The 17,276-nt window shown below is 71.2% G+C and carries 18 protein-coding genes; 6 read left to right on the top strand and 12 right to left on the bottom strand.

The annotated features are described in order from the left end of the window. The first annotated feature begins 45 nt into the window (after nucleotides 1-45). The 3 genes from OHA61_RS13900 to OHA61_RS13890 all read left to right on the top strand — a co-directional run bounded on the left by OHA61_RS13900 (nucleotide 46) and on the right by OHA61_RS13890 (nucleotide 2,560). A complete protein-coding gene (locus OHA61_RS13900) occupies nucleotides 46-1,200 on the top strand; it encodes an adenosine deaminase (protein ID WP_389372531.1) in 1,155 nt (384 codons plus the stop codon). A 125-nt stretch (nucleotides 1,201-1,325) separates the two neighbouring features. Next, nucleotides 1,326-1,709, top strand: coding sequence for an ATP-binding protein (locus tag OHA61_RS13895; protein WP_406303312.1), 384 nt, complete (start codon nucleotides 1,326-1,328; stop codon nucleotides 1,707-1,709). Between the two features lie 95 nt (nucleotides 1,710-1,804). Next, nucleotides 1,805-2,560: a hypothetical protein gene (locus OHA61_RS13890; protein WP_406303311.1), complete on the top strand. Its 756-nt coding sequence runs from the start codon at nucleotides 1,805-1,807 to the stop codon at nucleotides 2,558-2,560. Between the two features lie 40 nt (nucleotides 2,561-2,600). On the opposite strand, the gene OHA61_RS13885 is transcribed toward OHA61_RS13890, so the two are convergent. The 5 genes from OHA61_RS13885 to afsQ1 form a co-directional block, all read right to left on the bottom strand. Continuing rightward, nucleotides 2,601-2,801: a PspC domain-containing protein gene (locus OHA61_RS13885; RefSeq protein WP_266486876.1), complete on the bottom strand. Its 201-nt coding sequence runs from the start codon at nucleotides 2,799-2,801 to the stop codon at nucleotides 2,601-2,603. 92 nt (nucleotides 2,802-2,893) lie between these two features. After that, nucleotides 2,894-3,466, bottom strand: a complete 573-nt coding sequence (locus tag OHA61_RS13880) for a VanZ family protein (RefSeq protein ID WP_361902635.1) — start codon at nucleotides 3,464-3,466, stop codon at nucleotides 2,894-2,896. A 115-nt stretch (nucleotides 3,467-3,581) separates the two neighbouring features. Beyond that, nucleotides 3,582-4,211: a hypothetical protein gene (locus OHA61_RS13875; protein ID WP_406303310.1), complete on the bottom strand. Its 630-nt coding sequence runs from the start codon at nucleotides 4,209-4,211 to the stop codon at nucleotides 3,582-3,584. Continuing rightward, complete coding sequence (locus tag OHA61_RS13870) at nucleotides 4,208-5,764, bottom strand: ATP-binding protein (protein ID WP_406303309.1); 1,557 nt, start codon at nucleotides 5,762-5,764, stop codon at nucleotides 4,208-4,210. Before OHA61_RS13870 ends, OHA61_RS13875 begins: the two co-directional genes overlap by 4 nt. A gap of 40 nt (nucleotides 5,765-5,804) precedes the next feature. Beyond that, a complete protein-coding gene (gene afsQ1 / locus OHA61_RS13865) occupies nucleotides 5,805-6,482 on the bottom strand; it encodes a two-component system response regulator AfsQ1 (protein WP_324973057.1) in 678 nt (225 codons plus the stop codon). A 262-nt stretch (nucleotides 6,483-6,744) separates the two neighbouring features. Here afsQ1 and OHA61_RS13860 point away from each other — a divergent pair, with 262 nt between their 5' ends. Beyond that, a complete protein-coding gene (locus tag OHA61_RS13860) occupies nucleotides 6,745-7,479 on the top strand; it encodes a SigE family RNA polymerase sigma factor (protein ID WP_406303308.1) in 735 nt (244 codons plus the stop codon). Between the two features lie 393 nt (nucleotides 7,480-7,872). On the opposite strand, the gene OHA61_RS13855 is transcribed toward OHA61_RS13860, so the two are convergent. Continuing rightward, on the bottom strand, nucleotides 7,873-8,577 hold the full coding sequence (locus OHA61_RS13855) for a uridine kinase (RefSeq protein WP_406303307.1): 705 nt from the start codon (nucleotides 8,575-8,577) through the stop codon (nucleotides 7,873-7,875). A 54-nt stretch (nucleotides 8,578-8,631) separates the two neighbouring features. On the opposite strand from OHA61_RS13855, the gene OHA61_RS13850 reads away from it, so the two are divergent. Next, a complete protein-coding gene (locus OHA61_RS13850; RefSeq protein ID WP_324976382.1) occupies nucleotides 8,632-9,024 on the top strand; it encodes a hypothetical protein in 393 nt (130 codons plus the stop codon). Nucleotides 9,025-9,123: 99 nt separating this feature from the next. On the opposite strand, the gene OHA61_RS13845 is transcribed toward OHA61_RS13850, so the two are convergent. Genes OHA61_RS13845 through deoC form a run of 3 tightly spaced genes read right to left on the bottom strand, consistent with a single transcriptional unit; the run spans nucleotide 9,124 to nucleotide 12,408 of the window. Further along, complete coding sequence (locus tag OHA61_RS13845) at nucleotides 9,124-10,014, bottom strand: aldehyde dehydrogenase family protein (protein WP_406303306.1); 891 nt, start codon at nucleotides 10,012-10,014, stop codon at nucleotides 9,124-9,126. Next, on the bottom strand, nucleotides 10,007-11,455 hold the full coding sequence (locus OHA61_RS13840) for an aldehyde dehydrogenase family protein (protein WP_406303305.1): 1,449 nt from the start codon (nucleotides 11,453-11,455) through the stop codon (nucleotides 10,007-10,009). The genes OHA61_RS13845 and OHA61_RS13840 overlap by 8 nt, the downstream gene beginning before the upstream one ends. 5 nt (nucleotides 11,456-11,460) lie before the next feature. Next, nucleotides 11,461-12,408: a deoxyribose-phosphate aldolase gene (gene deoC, locus OHA61_RS13835; protein WP_406307349.1), complete on the bottom strand. Its 948-nt coding sequence runs from the start codon at nucleotides 12,406-12,408 to the stop codon at nucleotides 11,461-11,463. A 284-nt stretch (nucleotides 12,409-12,692) separates the two neighbouring features. Here deoC and OHA61_RS13830 point away from each other — a divergent pair, with 284 nt between their 5' ends. Then, nucleotides 12,693-13,328 carry a PH domain-containing protein gene (locus tag OHA61_RS13830; protein ID WP_406303304.1) on the top strand — a complete coding sequence of 212 codons (636 nt, stop codon included), beginning with the start codon at nucleotides 12,693-12,695 and terminating at the stop codon, nucleotides 13,326-13,328. Nucleotides 13,329-13,460: 132 nt separating this feature from the next. Here OHA61_RS13830 and OHA61_RS13825 read toward each other — a convergent pair whose 3' ends face one another. From OHA61_RS13825 to OHA61_RS13815, 3 genes are all read right to left on the bottom strand, one after another. After that, entirely contained in the window at nucleotides 13,461-15,140 is a 1,680-nt protein-coding gene (locus OHA61_RS13825; RefSeq protein WP_406303303.1) for a phospho-sugar mutase, read from the bottom strand. Between the two features lie 748 nt (nucleotides 15,141-15,888). Then, a complete protein-coding gene (locus OHA61_RS13820) occupies nucleotides 15,889-16,719 on the bottom strand; it encodes a purine-nucleoside phosphorylase (RefSeq protein WP_324973993.1) in 831 nt (276 codons plus the stop codon). A gap of 102 nt (nucleotides 16,720-16,821) precedes the next feature. Next, entirely contained in the window at nucleotides 16,822-17,259 is a 438-nt protein-coding gene (locus OHA61_RS13815) for a gamma-glutamylcyclotransferase (protein ID WP_142214025.1), read from the bottom strand. Nucleotides 17,260-17,276: the final 17 nt, after the last annotated feature.

Raw genomic sequence — 17,276 nt, 5'->3', positions numbered from 1 at the left:
TATCGACGCGGCGCTCTCTACGCGCGTAGGGGCTAGAGTGCGCAGATGACGAGCCAGACCCTCAACACGCCCAACGCGGACCAGATCCGCCGCGCTCCGAAGGTGCTCCTCCACGATCACCTCGACGGCGGGCTTCGTCCGGGCACGATCATCGAACTCGCCCGCGAGACGGGCTATGAAGCGCTTCCCGAGACCGAGCCCGACAAGCTCGGCATCTGGTTCCACGAGGCCGCCGACTCCGGCTCCCTGGAGCGCTATCTGGAGACGTTCGCGCACACCTGCGCCGTCATGCAGACCCGTGACGCCCTGTTCCGCGTCGCCGCCGAATGCGCGGAGGATCTCGCCGAGGACGGCGTCGTCTATGCCGAGGTGCGCTACGCCCCCGAGCAGCACCTGGAAGCCGGGCTCTCCCTCGAAGAGGTCGTCGAGGCTGTGAACGAGGGCTTCCGCGAGGGCGAGCGGCGGGCCCGCGCGAGCGGTCACCGTATCCGCGTCGGCGCCCTGCTGACCGCGATGCGGCACGCCGCCCGCGCCCTGGAGATCGCCGAACTCGCCAACAGCTACCGTGACATGGGCGTCGTCGGCTTCGACATCGCGGGCGCCGAGGCGGGCTTCCCGCCCACCCGTCACCTTGACGCCTTCGAGTATCTGAAGCGGGAGAACAACCACTTCACGATCCACGCCGGCGAGGCCTTCGGACTGCCGTCCATCTGGCAGGCGCTCCAGTGGTGCGGCGCCGACCGGCTCGGGCACGGTGTGCGGATCATCGACGACATCGAGGTGTCCGAGGACGGCGCCGTGAAGCTGGGACGGCTCGCCGCATACGTACGGGACAAGCGCATCCCGCTGGAGCTCTGCCCGACCTCCAATCTGCAGACCGGCGCGGCCACTTCATATGCCGAGCACCCCATCGGACTGCTGCGCAAACTCCACTTCAGGGCAACCGTCAATACCGACAACCGGCTGATGAGCGGCACCAGCATGAGCCGGGAATTCGAGCTGCTGACCGACACTTTCGGATACTCGCTCGACGACATGCAGTGGTTCACCGTCAATGCGATGAAGTCGGCGTTCATTCCTTTCGATGAACGACTGGCGATGATCAACGACGTCATCAAGCCGGGTTACGCCGAGTTGAAATCCGAATGGCTGTTCCGGCAAACCGCCACGACCAGCGACTCTTCCCCCGTCGAGGACTGAGCGCGAGTACTCCGAAGCGGCCGGGACCGTCAACACCCGGCCGCTTCGTGGTGTTTGCGGGCGCAGAGTACGGCTGGCTAGCTTGCAGAGCCGCTCGATATCCCCGTCCCAAGGACTCATCCCTGATGAAGCAGTCTGCTGCCAAGACTCTCGGTGTCGCCGCTCTCGGCGCCGCCTTCGCCGCTGCCGCCGCGGGCACCGCGACCGCCGCGCCCGCGCTCCCCGACTCCGCCCTCCCGCTGGACACCGTCACCAGCGTCGCGCCCGTCCAGGAGGCTCTGACGCAGCTTCCGGCCGGTGCTCCGGAGTCGCTGGCGGGCGGCGCCAGCACGCTGCCGGGCACCGTCCAGGGGGCGGCCACCAAGGTGCTGCCCAACGGAGGCGCGGCCGACCCGGTCGGCGGCCTGCTCGGTGGCCTGCCGGTCGGCACGGCCACCAGCGGTCTGCCCACGGGCGCTCTGCCCACCAGCGGTCTGCCCACCGGCGCCCTTCCGGGTCTGGGCGGCTGACGCACTGCGCAGACTCCGTACGGCTCCGTACACGGAAGTGGGGCGCACATCCGAACCGGGTGTGCGCCCCACTTCCGTGTGCCAGGATCGCCGCCATGCGCGTGAAGACCGCAGGACTGACCGCACTTGTCACCGTCCCCGCGCTCCTGCTGGCCACGGCCTGTACGAGTGACGACGGCAAGCAGACCGCCAAGGACACGAGCAGCCCTGCCGGTACGCAGAAGGGCCGCAGCCCCGACACCGCCAAGGGCGGTGCCGACGCATCCGAGCCGCTCAGCGGGCCCCAGTTGGAGCGGGCCGCGCTGGCCACCGGCGACCTGGCCGGCTTCCAGGTGTCCCCGGGGAAGAGCGCGCTCGTGCCCTCCGGACAGCCCGCTGCCGACAGGCACCAGTGCCAGCCGCTCGCCGACGCGATGGGCGACAGGCCGAGCCCGCAGGCGCGGGACACCGTCAACCGTGGGCTCGGCTCCCTGGAGAGCCTCGGCCTCGCGGTGTCCGCCTCGCTCAGTTCGTACAGCGAGGCGGCGGCAGGAAAGCTGATGCAGTCGCTCACGTCGGCGGTCGCCGGCTGCGGCGAGGGTTTCAGCGCGACCGTCGACGGCCGCAGCGGCGACTACCGCGAGGTGAAGACCGCGGCCTTCACCGTCGGCGGCGCCGACGAGACCGTCAGCTGGACCACTGTGGGGTCGGGCGACGGCTCCCAGGTCCCGATCCATCTGGTCGTGGTGCGCAAGGGCGCGACCGTGGCGCGTTTCATGGCGCTCGACCTGGCGCGGCGTACCGTGCCGCGGGTCCCTCAGGAGGTTGCCGACAAGCAGCTGGCGAAGGTCGCCCAGGTGCTCGCCGGCTGAGACGGCCGGGCCCGGTCCGGCCGGTCCGTCCGGATGCGTACTACCAGGCCGTACTGGCGGTCTTCTCCGAGGGCAGCAGCGCCCAGAGCGCCAGGTAGATCAGAAACTGCGGTCCGGGCAGCAGACACGAGACAACAAAGATCACACGCATCGTCGTCGCAGAGGTGCCGAAGCGCCGTGCCAGCGCTGCGCACACTCCGCCGATCATGCGTCCGTCTCGGGGGCGGACAAGTGCGGCCATGGTGGGCTCCTTCGAGAACCTTCCGGGGGAGCATCTCTGTCGTGCTCCCGATGCATCCATGGTGGCTCCGCGAGGGGGGTCAAAGCGTCGCTCTACGGTGCGATCCCGACCCTGGGAATCGTCGGGGTCGCCCCCTGAGACGCGTCATCCCGCAGCATGGCCCCGCGCTGCCGCCGGGAGGAGCCCGCCGCGGACGTCCGCCCGTGCCTGCGGCGCAGCCGGGCCCGGCCGGCGGGCACGACGGCCAGATGGGCCAGGGCCACCCCGGCCGTGTTCAGCAGCAGCGAGTCCACGTCGAGTACCCGGCCGGGGACCCCGGTCTGCAGCAGCTCGATGCCGAGCGACAGCAGGGCCCCGGCCGCGACCGTACGGGTCAGCGAGGCCAGCGGAGAGACGGTGAGCTTGCCGCCCGCCATGGGCAGCAGTACGCCGAGGGGCGCGAGCAGCAGCAGACCTTCGCCGATCCGGCGCGCGGCCTCCACCGGGCCCAGCGCGAGATCCGCCTTTATACCGGCGAGCGGCTCGAGATTCGCGGCCGTCACCCACACCACGTCGAGGGGGCGCAGCATCAGCCAGGAAACGAGCAGCAGATGCGCGAGGAGGAGGATGACCCCCGCCGCGCGGAAGTGGATGGCGGCACTGCCTGCCGAACCTTGACGCTGCACGCCCCCCAAGACGCACGCTTCCCGCGAATCGGTTCCGCCCGCCTCGAAGAGGAAGCTCCGCCGGAGGCTCGGGAGGACGCCCGGGAGTGGGCCGGGGGACGCACGGCCGGACGCGCTACGACGCCGAGGGCAGCGCGCCGAGCGTCGGCACGGCCTCCTCCGGCCGCTCCTTGGTTCCGGCCGAGCACTGGTACCCGCGGGGCGCGTATTCCCCGGGCCCGCCCAGCAGCACCGAACCGTCCGTCGCCGCCGCCCGGCTCTCCGCGAAGGTGCACACGATCTGGGCGAGCGCCGCCGTCGGCAGATCCTCCGGCTGGCGGCTCAGCCGCAGCGTCCCCGCCGGATCTCCCTTGCGCGCGCCGCTCAGGGTGAGGGGCCCTCGTACGTACGTGGCGAAGCCCGCCTCGTGCTCCGGCGCCGAAGGCTCCTTCTCGAGCTGGTCGAGGAGCGCCTGGGCGACCCGAAGACGGCTGTCGCCCGCCTTCGCGTCCGACATCGGAGCCGTACGGTCCACGGACGCCAGCTGGGAGGCGCAGACCAGATAGACGCGGACCGGGACGCCCTGCGGCTGTGCCTGGGGCGTGAGGTTCTCCCCGGTCACCTCGCAGGGCACCCGCGAGGGCGCGGGACCGGCGTCGACGGGCACCTGGGTGGGCCGGATCCCGCAGCCGCCGAGGACGGCCACGCCCATGAGTACGGCGACTGCCGCTGCCGTGCGCCGGGTACGGCCCTTCACGGGTGTCACTGCGCGCCTTCCTCTCCCCGGTCGTCCGCGGGGTCCTGGTCCGCGTCCGTGTCGCCGTGTCCGTCGCCGTCGTTCAGCGACGAGGCGTCGCGCGGCAGCCGCAGCACGAACACCGCGCCGTCGCCGTCCGCCGAATTGGCCGCGGTGATGTCGCCGCCGTGGATATGGGCGTTCTCCATCGCGATCGACAGCCCGAGTCCACTGCCCTCGGAGCGCGGCCGCGAGGCGCTCGCCTTGTAGAAGCGGTCGAAGACATGCGGCAGTACGTCCTCGGGAATGCCCGGCCCGTGGTCCCGTACCTCGATCAGCAGCTCGTGGTCGACCGGCCGCACCGACACCCGTACCGGCGAACCGCCGTGCTTGAGTGCGTTGCCGATCAGATTCGCCAGGATCACATCGAGCCTGCGCGGATCGAGCAGCGCCATGATCCCGCGCTCGGCGTCCAGGTCCACCGCGTCCAGCCAGGCCCGCGCGTCGATGCAGGCGGTCACCTGGTCGGCGACGTCGACCGTGTCCAGGACGAGCCTGGCCGTGCCCGCGTCGAAGCGGGTGACCTCCATCAGGTTCTCGACGAGATCACCGAGCCGCCTGGTCTCGCTGACCACCAGGTTCACGGCGGGCGCGATCATCGGGTCGAGGCTGTCGGCCTCGTCCTCCAGCACCTCGGTGACGGCGGTGAGCGCGGTCAGCGGGGTGCGCAGCTCGTGCGACATGTCGGCGACGAAGCGGCGGCTGGACTCCTCCCGCGCGCTCATGTCCGCGACCTTCTTCTCCAGCGACTCGGCTGTCTTGTTGAACGTCCTTGCCAGCTCGGCGAGTTCGTCCGTGCCCGAGACCCGCAGCCGGGTGTCGAGCTTGCCCTCGCCGAGCCTGCGGGCCGCCTCGCCCAGCCGGTGCACCGGCTTGAGGACGGTGGTCGCGGCGGCCTGCGCCAGCAGCGCCGAGCCGACCAGGGCCAGCGCGGTGGCGATCCCCAGAGACCAGGCCAGGGAGTTGAGGTCCTGGCGCTCCTGATCCAGCGACTTGAACACGTAGCCGGTCGGGCCGCCGCCGATGATCCGCGTGCCGCCGACCAGATAGGGCTTGCCGCGGCGCTGGGTGCGCTGCCAGTAGAGGTGGTACGGGACGGAGTTGCCCGCGCCGACGCCCTGGCGCTCGTTGACGGCCTCCTGCAGCTTGGCCGGGACGTCGTCGAGCGTGAAGTTGTCCGCGTTGGAGGCGCCGACGATCGGCTTGCCCTTGTCGCGCTCGCCGATGAGCAGCACGCTGTAGCCGGCGTTGCCTCCGGCCATCTGCTCGGCGGTCTTCTGCAGTTCGCTCTGGGTGGGCCGCAGCGGCAGCGCGGCGGCCCGGTTCTGCATCCCCTGGCGGAAGTCGCCGAGCGCCGAGTCCTGGGTACGGGTCAGCACGGCTTCCCGGTTGAGCCAGTACGCGATGCCCGAGGCGGACACGGCGGCGGTCAGCGCGACCAGGGCGAAGACGACGACGAGACGGAGCCGCAGGCTCGTCCAGCGAAGTCCGGCGAGTATCGCGCGCTTTGCGGCACCGCTCACCGAGTGCTTCCGTTCACGGGGGTCATGGCGTGCGCATCTCTCACTGGGGAACGTCCAGCCGGTAACCCACACCGCGCACCGTACGGATCAGGGTCGGCGAGGACGGTACGTCCTCCACCTTCGCCCGCAGCCGCTGCACACACGCGTCCACCAGTCGTGAGTCGCCGAGGTAGTCGTGCTCCCACACCAGCCGCAGCAATTGCTGCCGCGACAGCGCCTGCCCGGGCCTGCGGCTCAGTTCGAGGAGCAGCCGCAGCTCGGTCGGGGTGAGCTGCAGATCCTCGCCGTTCTTGGTGACCGTCATCGCGGAGCGGTCGATCACCAGCGAGCCGAAGGTCGCCGAATCCGTGGACTCCCGCTCACCGCGCCGCAGTACGGCACGGATCCGGGCGTCCAGCACACGGCCCTGCACGGGCTTGACGACATAGTCGTCCGCGCCCGACTCAAGACCCACGACCACATCGATGTCGTCGCTGCGTGCGGTCAGCAGAATGATCGGCAGCTGGTCGGTGCGCCTGATGCGCCGGCACACCTCGAAACCGTCGATCCCGGGGAGCATCACATCCAGCACGACCAGGTCCGGCCGCTGCTCGCGCAGCAGTTTCAGGCCGTCCTCGCCCGTCGCCGCGGTGGCCACTCGGTGGCCCTGGCGTGACAGCGAGAGTTCGAGGGCCGTGCGGATGGCGTCGTCGTCCTCGATCAGCAACAGGAAAGGCACGGAGGTCATTCTGTCCCATGGGGGAGCCGGAGTTCGACTGCTGGAGCGCTCTCACACGACTCCTCCCCTTGTGAGAGGCGTTTCGAGCGCTTTGTTCCGCGGTTCGCGAGGGGGTCCCGACCGGACCCGGACCGCTGATCAACGAGGCTCCGCCGGGCCCTGTGACAGGCCTGTGACAGTCGACGGACAGCGCCATGAAACTGCCCGGGCAATCTTTTCTGCACACGGACGGAAACAGACTCCACTCGACGGGGGGCGCGAGATGAACGCACTGCACAGCACCAACTCAAGCGCAGTTGTCACGCGTCTCCACGACGTCGTGAGGAGCACCGAGAAGTCCGGCGCGGTGAACGGACGGGGGTGCGTTCGCAGCGCCGGGCGTCAGCACAAGCCGTCGTACATGACGGTCGTTGACGCGAACATGGGGGCAAGCGGTGCGGCGTACGGAGAGGCCGCGGGGGAGCGGGCGAGCCTGTCGGAGGCGGAGTTCACCGCCTACGTGCAGGAACGCCGCGCCTCTCTGTACGCGACCGCGTACCACCTGACCGGGGACCGGTTCGAGGCGGAGGATCTGCTGCAGAGCGCCCTCTTCTCGACGTACCGGGCCTGGGACAGGATCAGCGACAAGGCGGCGGTCGGGGGATATCTGCGCCGCACGATGACCAACCTGCACATCAGCGCGTGGCGCCGGCGCAAGCTCAACGAGTACCCGACGGAGGAGCTGCCGGAGACGGCGAGCGACACCGACGCGATGCGGGGTACGGAACTGCGCGCGGTGCTCTGGCAGGCGCTGGCCAGGCTGCCCGAACTCCAGCGGACGATGCTGGTCCTTCGCTACTACGAGGGCCGCACCGACCCGGAGATCGCGGAAATCCTGGACATCAGTGTCGGCACGGTGAAGTCGAGCATCTGGCGGTCGCTCCGCCGGCTGCGCGAGGACGAGGTCCTCAGCTTCGGCCGTGACGAGGAAGAGTCCTTCGGCGAGCTGGTGGCCTGAGGGCAACGGGGGGAACGGGGCCGCCGTTTCGGGGGAGACGGCGGGAACGGGGGACCACGGGGGTCACGGGGGATACAGAGCGGGACCGGACAGGCCGGGGGGTCTTGTCCGGCCCCGCTGCGTTTTGCGCCTGAACCGGCGCCGCGGGTTCGGGGAGCGCTCTGAGCTCCGCCCAGTTCCGGGGCCCGGGTTTCCGTACGTCCCCGCGATCGCACGGCGCGGGACTTGTGTACCGGCGCCGGGCGCGGGGTGCAGCTGCGGCCGACCGCAGGCATGGCCCTGCGCTTTGCGCAGCGGCTCCGCACACGCGCAGCGCGAAGCTGCCGCGAACCGCAGGGGTGTGGGGGTACCGCGTACCCCATATTCACGGGCGGGTGGGTGGGGAGAACCCCGTCACGCCATCGTGCGCGCCGCAGGCGCCCTGCGGCGGCCCGCCGCCGCGGCCGCGAGGCGGCCGAGGGCCTCGGCCTTGCCGCAGGGGTACGCGCCCAGTTCCGTCTGGCGGGCCACGATGCCCCGTTCCGCGCGCATCAGGCGCCAGCCGCGGCGCAGCAGGAAGCCCACCGACTTGCGGCCCTCGCGCAGATCCCGTGCCAGCCGTCGGCGGAACGTCGTCGACGGGCGGCCGCGCAGGCACAGCGCGTCCGCCAGTACGCCCAGTTCCTGGCAGCGCGCGACGATGTCCGCCGCGAAGATCCCCTCGGCCACGAACAACGGCGTGCGGTCGATCGCGAACGCCTCCACATCGACGCGCGAGCTCGTGGCGATGTCGTACACGGGCACTGTCGTACGTCCCGTACGGCACAGCTCCGCGACCGCCGCCACCGCCGCGTCCTCGTCCCACGACGCCGGGGAGTCCCAGTCGATGTCCGAACTGCCCGCGACCAGCGGGAGCGTCGGGTCGTCGCCCTCCTTGTAGAAGTCGTCCAGGCGCAGGACCGGCAGGCCGGTACGGGCGGCGAGGGAGGACTTTCCGGAACCGGAGGGACCCGAGAGCAGCACGACACGAGTGGGCATGGGGGAAGAGGTCACGGGACACCAGTGTGAGGCATTGACCCGTGAAGGGGACCCCTCGGGTCGGGCGTTGGTATTGAGCATCACACCTCAACTACGCTGCGTGCTCGTCCGATTACCCACTCAGTCAGGAATCCCATGGCACGTCACACAGCTCCCCAGTCCCGGCGGCTCACCCTGCTGCGCGCGGGTCTGACCGTCGCGGCGGTGGCCGCGGCCCTCGGCGCGGGTGAGGCCGCAGCGCATGCCGCGCCGACGGCACCCGTGGGCCTCGACATGCTCGACGCGGGCCAGGCCCAGGGTCCGGCCGGCGTGGTCACCAACTCGGTGGCCGGTGTCGGGCAGCTCAAGAGCCTCCCGCTCAACCCGCTGGCCAGGACCGGTGTCGACCCGTTGAACAACGGCGTCACCACCCAGGTCGCCGACTTCAAGCCGGTCGGCACGACGACGGCGACGGGCCACTTGACCGAGGGCCAGGCACTCGAAGACCTGCCGGTGGTGGGCGGCGCCTCCGCGATGCTGCCCTTTTGAGCAGGGCTTGAGCCGGGCCTGAGCGGCCTTGGCCGGGCATGAAGGAGCCCCCTGCCGTCGGACGGGACGGCAGGGGGCTCGGCCATGGGGCCGGACCGGTCAGTACGCCGAGCCGGACGCGCCGAGGGAGCCCGTCGGGTGCCAGACCGTCTTCGTCTCCAGGAAGGCGGTCAGGCGGTGCGTGCCGGGGTCGGCCGAGAAATCCACAGGCTGTGGACGAAGGACGCGCTTGAGGTTGTCCGCCGCCGCGATCTCCAGCTCCTTCGCCAGTACGTCATCGGCGCCGGTGAGGTCGATGGCGTTGACGTCCTGGTGCGAGGCCAGCGGAGTCGCGATCTCCGCGGTCCGGCCCGAGAGGACGTTGACCACGCCTCCGGGAAGGTCGGAGGTGGCCAGCACCTCGCCGAGCGAGAGCGCCGGGAGCGGGGACTTCTCCGAAGCGATCACGATCGCGGTGTTGCCGGTCGCGATCACCGGGGCGAGCACCGAGACCAGCCCCAGGAACGACGACTCCTGCGGCGCGAGGATTGTCACGACACCGGTCGGCTCGGGGGTGGAGAGGTTGAAGTACGGGCCCGCGACGGGGTTCGCCCCGCCCACGATCTGGCCGATCTTGTCGGTCCAGCCCGCGTACCAGACCCAGCGGTCGATCGCCGCGTCCACGACGGCCGCGGCCTTCGACTTGGACAGGCCCTCCGCGTCCGCCACTTCGCGTACGAACTGGTCCCTGCGGCCCTCCAGCATCTCGGCGATGCGGTAGAGGATCTGGCCGCGGTTGTACGCGGTCGCGCCCGACCAGCTGCCGAAGGCCTTGCGGGCCGCGACGACGGCGTCACGCGCGTCCTTGCGGGAGGAGAGCGGGGCGTTGGCCAGCCACTTGCCCTTCGAGTCAGTCACCTCGTACACCCGGCCGCTCTCGGAGCGGGGGAACTTGCCCCCGACGTACAGCTTGTAGGTCTTGAAGACGCCAAGACGAGTCGCTTCAGACATCGAGGTAGGCCTCCAGACCGTGACGGCCGCCCTCGCGGCCGAAGCCCGACTCCTTGTAGCCGCCGAAGGGCGAGGTCGGGTCGAACTTGTTGAACGTGTTGGCCCACACGACGCCGGCCCGGAGCTTGTTCGCGACCGCGAGGATGCGGGAGCCCTTCTCCGTCCAGATGCCCGCCGACAGGCCGTACTGGCTGTTGTTGGCCTTGGCGACCGCCTCGTCGGGCGTACGGAACGTCAGCACGGACAGGACCGGGCCGAAGATCTCGTCGCGCGCGATCCGGTGCGCCTGCGTGACATTCGTGAACAGGGTCGGCGCGAACCAGTAGCCGGAGCTCGGCAGCTCGCACGGGGCGGACCAGCGCTCGGCGCCCTCCGCCTCGCCCGTCTCGGTCAGGGCCTTGATACGGGCCAGCTGCTCCGCGGAGTTGATCGCACCGATGTCGGTGTTCTTGTCCAGCGGGTCGCCCAGGCGCAGCGTCGAGAGCCGGCGCTTGAGGGAGTCGAGCACCTCGTCCTCGACCGACTCCTGGACCAGCAGGCGGGAGCCCGCGCAGCAGACCTGGCCCTGGTTGAAGAAGATGCCGGAGACGATGCCCTCGACGGCCTGGTCGATGGGGGCGTCGTCGAAGACGATGTTCGCGCCCTTGCCGCCCAGTTCCAGGGTGACCTTCTTGTCCGTACCGGCGATGGAACGCGCGATCGCCTTGCCGACGGCGGTCGAACCGGTGAAGGCGACCTTGTTGACGTCGGGGTGCTCGACGAGTGCGGCGCCGGTCTCGCCGTATCCCGGAAGGATGTTGACGACGCCCTTGGGCAGGCCCGCCTGGCGGCAGATGTCCGCGAAGAAGAGGGCGGAGAGGGGGGTCGTCTCGGCGGGCTTCAGCACCACGGTGTTGCCGGTGGCGAGCGCCGGGGCGATCTTCCAGGCGAGCATCAGCAGCGGGAAGTTCCAGGGGATGACCTGGCCCGCGACGCCGAGGGGCCTCGGGTTCGCGCCGTAGCCGGCGTGGTCGAGCTTGTCGGCCCAGCCCGCGTAGTAGAAGAAGTGCGCCGCGACGAGGGGAAGGTCCGCGTCGCGGGTCTCCTTGATCGGCTTGCCGTTGTCGAGGGTCTCCAGGACGGCGAGCTCGCGCGAGCGCTCCTGGATGATCCGCGCGATACGGAAGAGGTACTTGGCACGCTCCTGGCCGGGCAGCGCCGACCACTTCTCGAAGGCCTTGCGGGCCGCCTTCACGGCACGCTCCACGTCCTCGGTGCCGGCCTGGGCGACCTCGGCGAGGACCTCCTCGGTGGAGGGGGAGACGGTCTTGAAGACCTTGCCGTCGGCGGAGTCGGTGAACTCGCCGTCGATGAACAGGCCGTACGACGGTGCGATGTCGACGATCGACCGCGATTCCGGTGCGGGCGCGTATTCGAAAACAGATGCTGGTGCAGATGCCATGGTGATCAGTCCACCGTCACGTAGTCGGGGCCGGAGTAACGGCCGGTGGCGAGCTTCTGACGCTGCAGGAGCAGGTCGTTGAGCAGGCTCGACGCGCCGAAGCGGAACCAGTGGTTATGCAGCCAGTCTGCACCCACGGTCTCGTTGACCAGGACCAGGAACTTGATCGCGTCCTTGCTGGTGCGGATGCCGCCCGCGGGCTTCACGCCGACCTGGATGCCGGTCTGCGCGCGGTAGTCGCGCACCGCCTCCAGCATGAGCAGGGTGTTGGCGGGGGTGGCGTTGACCGCGACCTTGCCGGTCGAGGTCTTGATGAAGTCCGCGCCGGCGATCATGCCGAGCCAGGAGGCGCGGCGGATGTTGTCGTACGTGGAGAGCTCGCCGGTCTCGAAGATGACCTTCAGCCGGGCCGGGCCCGCGGCCTCCTTCACGGCGCGGATCTCGTCGAAGACCTTGAGATAGCGGCCCGAGAGGAAGGCGCCGCGGTCGATCACCATGTCGATCTCGTCGGCCCCGGCGGCGACGGCGTCGCGGGTGTCCGCGAGCTTCACGTCGATCGCGGCGCGGCCGGCCGGGAAGGCGGTGGCGACGGAGGCGACCTTGACGCCGGAGCCCTTGACGGCCTCGACGGCGATCGCGGCCATGTCGGGGTAGACACAGACCGCGGCGGTCGAGGGAGTGGTGCGGTCGGTCGGGTCGGGGTGGACGGCCTTGGCGGCGAGCGCCCGGACCTTGCCCGGGGTGTCCGCGCCTTCGAGCGTCGTCAGGTCGATCATCGAGATGGCCAGATCGATGGCGTACGCCTTGGCCGTGGTCTTGATCGAACGCGTACCGAGCCCTGCGGCGCGGGCCTCCAGGCCGACGGCGTCGACGCCGGGCAGGCCGTGGAGGAAGCGCCGCAGTGTGCTGTCGGACGCGGTCACGTCAGCGAATGCGGTGGGGATGGTGGGCATGGTCACCAGATGAGCATATCTACGCGCGTAGCGGCCTGTACAGGGGGTGGGGCCGAGGGCTTGTCCCCCAGGTCCTGTCCGGCCGATCTTGCCGGGCTCGCGTGCCCTGGTGCGCACATCTGCCGCGTTGTCGTCAGTCGCCGACGCTCCGCGTCGGCTCCATCCTCCGCCTTGCATCTGCACGCACCAGACCCCGCTCACTGATCCGGCCTGATCGACCGGACAGGACCTAGCGCGGGGTGGACCCGGTCGGCCGGGCGGGGACGTACGGCAGAATCGGAGCCATGACGAGTCCCCAGCAGCCCAGCGAGCCCACGTACGCCGACCGGGTCTTCCGGTCGCCCGCCGGGATGGCCGGGGGAGTGCTGCTGCTCGCGCTCATCGCCTGGCTCGCCGGAGACGCCGTCGTACGGGGCGAGGGGCGCACGCCGTGGGCGGCCCTCGCCGGGGCGCTGTTCGCCGTCCCTCTGGTGGTCGCCTTCACGCTGCGGCCCGCGGTCTTCGCGAACGACGACCGGATGCGGGTCAGGAACCCCTTCCGGACGATCACGATTCCCTGGGCGGCCGTCGCGGACGTGCGGGCCGGGTACTCCAGCGAGGTCGTCACCCACGAGGGTGCGAAGTACCAGCTCTGGGCCATCCCCGTCTCGTTGCGGGCGCGCAAGAGGGCAGCACGGCGCCCGCTCTCGCCCGCGAACGGCGCCACGCGCGGCCGGATGCCGACAGGCGCCGATTCCACCCATTCCTCGCCTCTGTTGCCCGCTGCGGACCGGGCGATGGCGGATCTGCGGGAGCTGATGGAGCGCAATGCGGGCAAGCCGGGCGCGCAGGGTGAGCCGCAGGCCCGCTGGGCGTACGAGATCGCGGCGCCCGCGGTGGCGGGTGCGGTGCTGCTGGTCATCCTGCTGGCGACGGGCTGACGCGCCGGCCGAGCCGGTCCGGGGCGCGGGCTGCTGGGCCCCCGCCCCGTCCCTTTCCGACACCCTGACGGGACCGGGGCGCTGACGCCCCTGTGCGTCCGGCGGCTTCGCGCCGCGGGGCGGGGTCCTGGGTCAGATGCCCGCGGCCTCCGCCAGATCCCGCTTGATCCCGTCCAGGATCTCGGCGGCCCGCTCGCGCGCGTTCCCGAGCTCGCTCGCGTCCCCGACCGGGACCACGACCTCCAGATAGCACTTGAGCTTGGGCTCGGTGCCGCTCGGGCGGACGATGACCCGCGCCTTGAACTCGCCGTCGAGGTAGTAGCGCAGGCCGTCCGTCGGCGGCAGCTTGTCCGTGCCCCGGTTCAGGTCCTCGGCCGAGACGATCCGCAGCCCGGCGAGCACGGTCGGCGGCTGCTCGCGCAGCCGGCGCATGGCGTTCGCGATGATGCTCAGATCCTCGACCCGCACGGACAGCTGGTCGGTGCCGTGCAGCCCGTGCGCGACGGCGAGGTCGTCGAGCAGATCGGTGAGCGTGCGGCCCTGCTCCTTCAGCTCGGAGGCCAGCTCGGCGACGAGCAGCGCGGCGGTGATGCCGTCCTTGTCGCGTACGCCCTCGGGGTCGACGCAATAGCCGAGCGCCTCCTCGTAGCCGTAACGCAGGCCCTCGACACGGGCGATCCACTTGAAGCCGGTCAGCGTCTCCTCATACGGCAGCCCCGCCGCGTCGGCGATCCGGCCCAGCAGGGAGGAGGACACGATCGACTCGGCGAACGTGCCCCGTGCGCCCTTGTGGACCAGGTGCTCGGCCAGCAGCGCGCCGACCTCGTCGCCGCGGAGCATCTTCCAGTCCCCGCCGTCCGGGACGGCGACGGCGCACCGGTCCGCGTCGGGGTCGTTGGCGATGACGATGTCGGGCCGGACCCGGCGGGCGGTCGCGAAGGCGAGATCCATCGCCCCCGGCTCCTCCGGGTTGGGGAACGAGACCGTCGGGAACGCCGGGTCGGGCTCGGCCTGCTCCTGTACGAGGACGGGCTCGGCGAATCCGGCACGGGCGAAGGCGGCGGTCAGCACGTCCTTGCCGACGCCGTGCATGGCCGTGTAGACGACGCGGGCCGTGCGGGGGGAGCCGGGGGTCAGAACCGCGTCCGTACGCGCCAGATAGGCGTCCAGGACCTCGTCGCCGAGGGTTTCCCAGCCGCTCTCGGCGCGCGGTACGTCGTCCAGACTCGCCACTGCGGCGATCTCCGCGGCGATCTCGGCGTCGGCGGGCGGCACGATCTGCGAGCCGTCGCCGAGGTAGACCTTGTAGCCGTTGTCGCGCGGCGGGTTGTGGCTTGCGGTGACCTCGACCCCGGCCACCGCGCCGAGATTCCTTATGGCGAACGCGAGCACGGGGGTCGGCAGCGGGCGCGGCAGCACGGCGGCGCGGAGCCCGGCGCCGACCATCACCGCGGCGGTGTCGCGCGCGAAGTCGACGGACTTGTACCGGGCGTCGTAGCCGATGACGACGAGGCCGTCGCCCTGGCCCTTCGCCCTGAGATGCGCGGCGAGCCCGGCGGCCGCCCGGATCACCACGGCCCGGTTCATCCGCATGGGCCCGGCCCCGAGCTCGCCGCGCAGCCCGGCCGTCCCGAACTCCAGCGTGCCGCCGAACCGCGCGGCGAGCTCGGCGACATCCTTCGCCTCGATGAGCTTGGCGAGCTCGTCCCGGGTCTCACTGTCCGGGTCCTCCGCCAGCCACGCGCTGGCCCGCGCGATGAGGTCCTGCTGCACGGTTGGTCCGCCTCTCGTGTGGTTTGGTCGCCCGGCCATTCTGGACGGACGTCCGCGTGTGCGGGGCGAGGTGGGGCGGGTGCCTGGCTTGTTCCCCGCCCCGCCCCTTCGGCTGTGTCGTTGTGCGGCTCGGCCGCGTGGGGGCTGTGCCCCGGACCCGGCCCCGCGCTCCGGCGGCTCCGCCGCGGAGTTTTGGGCGTTTCGGGGTGCCGTGGCGCGGCGGGGTCTTGTTCCCCCACCCCGCCCTCCCCCTACGGCCTGGCGGCCGTGGGAGGTACCCCCATCCCGAACCGGGCTGCGCCCCGGGCCCCTGGGAGGAGGGGGTCTCGTGAGGGCTGCGCCCCCACACCCCCGATGCTCCGGCGGCTCCGCCGCGGAGCCTCCGGCGTTCCCGCTTGCCCCGGCGGGGCGAACCGCTCCAGACCCGGCCCCCGACGGGGATCGGCGCCGGCTTTGCGTGTCCAGCATTCGTGGTGGACCTGGGCCAGGGGCGTTGGTGGTTGCTGCCCGGTGGGTGGCTTCGCGGGCGAACCGCCGCGCACCGCAGCCCGTCCGGTGGGGAGGGGCGGTGCAGGGTCGTCCCCACATTTCCAGCGTCCGTGGTGAGCGTGGCCAGGGGGCGTTGGTGGTTGCTCTCCGGTGGGTGGTTTCGCGGGCGAACCCCGATTGGCGGCCAACACGCGACCCGGAAACCGCGCCGTGCGGCGCGCCCGCACCGCGGACGCCAAGACCCGCACCGCGCGGCACCGGCACACCCCCGACCGCGCACCCCGGTGGACCCGGACCGTCAGATGCGGTCCAGCACCCGCGTCAGCAGCTCGCCCATCCGCGCCGCCGAATCCCGGCCCGCCTGCAGCACTTCCTCGTGGTTCAGCGGCTCGCCCGTAAGCCCCGCCGCCAGGTTCGTGACCAGGGAGATGCCCAGCACCTCCGCGCCCGCCTCCCGCGCCGCGATCGCCTCGAGGACCGTGGACATGCCGACCAGGTCGCCGCCCATGACGCGGACCATGTTGATCTCGGCCGGCGTCTCGTAGTGCGGGCCGGGGAACTGGACGTACACGCCCTCCTCCAGCGACGCGTCGACCTCCTTGCACAGCGCCCGCAGGCGCGGCGAGTACAGGTCCGTCAGGTCCACGAAGTTCGCGCCGATGATCGGCGACGCCGCCGTCAGGTTGATGTGGTCGCTGATCAGCACCGGCTGCCCGGGGCGCATGCCCTCGCGCAGACCGCCGCAGCCGTTCGTCAGCACGACGGTCTTGCAGCCCGCGGCCACCGCGGTGCGCACCCCGTGCGAGACCGCGGCCACGCCACGGCCCTCGTAGAAGTGCGTACGGCCGAGGAAGACCAGCACCCGCTTCACGCCGATGCGGTACGAGCGGATGGTGCCGCCGTGGCCCTCGACCGCGGGCGGCGGGAAGCCGGGCAGGTCGGTGACCGGGAACTCGGCCTCGGGCGTACCGAGCGCGTCGACGGCCGGTGCCCAGCCGGAGCCCATCACCAGGGCTACGTCATGCGTCTCGGCGCCGGTCAGCTCGCGCAGGCGCGCGGCGGCGGCGTCGGCTGCGGCGTGGGGGTCGGCGCTAACGCCGTTGAGGTCCGGATTCACAGATGCGTTCACGCCGACGAGGGTAGCCGGTCATTTCCTACGCGCGTAGATGACGCAGCCCACGGTCTTCGGATCGTTGCCTTGTCGTTTCCCACGAACGCGACGGTAAACGCATCAGCAAGGCCGCTTCCGCAGCTCCATCACATAGTCGTGCGGCGCGCCCGCCGAGTCCGCCGCATCGGCCAGTTCGCCCAGGTACCGCGCTGACGGCAGCCCGCCCTCGTATCCGTTCAGCACGTACACCCAGGCAGGCTCCTCGCCGTCCAGGGTGTCCACCCGGACCCGCATGCGCCGGTAGATGTCCAGGCCGACACCCTCCCAGCGGTCCATCGAGTCCTCGTCCATCGGGGCGATGTCGTACAACGCGACGAAGACCTGGGAGCGCGGCGCCTCCACGATCGTGGCCAGTGCCCCCTCCCAGCCCATCTGCTCGCCGCCGAAGGTCAGCCGCCAGCCGTTGAGCCAGCCGGTGCCGCGCAGCGGGGAGTGCGGGGCGCGGCGGGACATCAGCCGCGCGTCGAGGTTGCCGGCGTACGCGGCGTAGAGCGACATGGGATCGAGGGTACGGG

Origin of the sequence: Streptomyces sp. NBC_00885, from assembly GCF_045207475.1 — a bacterium.
Lineage (GTDB): Bacteria > Actinomycetota > Actinomycetes > Streptomycetales > Streptomycetaceae > Streptomyces.
Note: the sequence above shows the minus strand (reverse complement) of the source record. Positions and strands in the feature narration are given on the sequence as shown.

Excerpts from the sequence above, each read along its gene's own strand:
- deoC (WP_406307349.1), bottom strand. The coding sequence starts at position 12,408 with ATGCCCACCATCCCCACCGCATTCGCTGACGTGACCGCGTCCGACAGC.
- OHA61_RS13825 (WP_406303303.1), bottom strand. The coding sequence starts at position 15,140 with ATGGCCGGGCGACCAAACCACACGAGAGGCGGACCAACCGTGCAGCAG.
- OHA61_RS13900 (WP_389372531.1), top strand. The coding sequence starts at position 46 with ATGACGAGCCAGACCCTCAACACGCCCAACGCGGACCAGATCCGCCGC.
- OHA61_RS13845 (WP_406303306.1), bottom strand. The coding sequence starts at position 10,014 with ATGTCTGAAGCGACTCGTCTTGGCGTCTTCAAGACCTACAAGCTGTAC.
- OHA61_RS13830 (WP_406303304.1), top strand. The coding sequence starts at position 12,693 with ATGACGAGTCCCCAGCAGCCCAGCGAGCCCACGTACGCCGACCGGGTC.
- OHA61_RS13895 (WP_406303312.1), top strand. The coding sequence starts at position 1,326 with ATGAAGCAGTCTGCTGCCAAGACTCTCGGTGTCGCCGCTCTCGGCGCC.
- OHA61_RS13860 (WP_406303308.1), top strand. The coding sequence starts at position 6,745 with ATGAACGCACTGCACAGCACCAACTCAAGCGCAGTTGTCACGCGTCTC.
- OHA61_RS13855 (WP_406303307.1), bottom strand. The coding sequence starts at position 8,577 with ATGCTCAATACCAACGCCCGACCCGAGGGGTCCCCTTCACGGGTCAAT.
- OHA61_RS13885 (WP_266486876.1), bottom strand. The coding sequence starts at position 2,801 with ATGGCCGCACTTGTCCGCCCCCGAGACGGACGCATGATCGGCGGAGTG.
- OHA61_RS13840 (WP_406303305.1), bottom strand. The coding sequence starts at position 11,455 with ATGGCATCTGCACCAGCATCTGTTTTCGAATACGCGCCCGCACCGGAA.
- OHA61_RS13850 (WP_324976382.1), top strand. The coding sequence starts at position 8,632 with ATGGCACGTCACACAGCTCCCCAGTCCCGGCGGCTCACCCTGCTGCGC.
- OHA61_RS13815 (WP_142214025.1), bottom strand. The coding sequence starts at position 17,259 with ATGTCGCTCTACGCCGCGTACGCCGGCAACCTCGACGCGCGGCTGATG.
- OHA61_RS13890 (WP_406303311.1), top strand. The coding sequence starts at position 1,805 with ATGCGCGTGAAGACCGCAGGACTGACCGCACTTGTCACCGTCCCCGCG.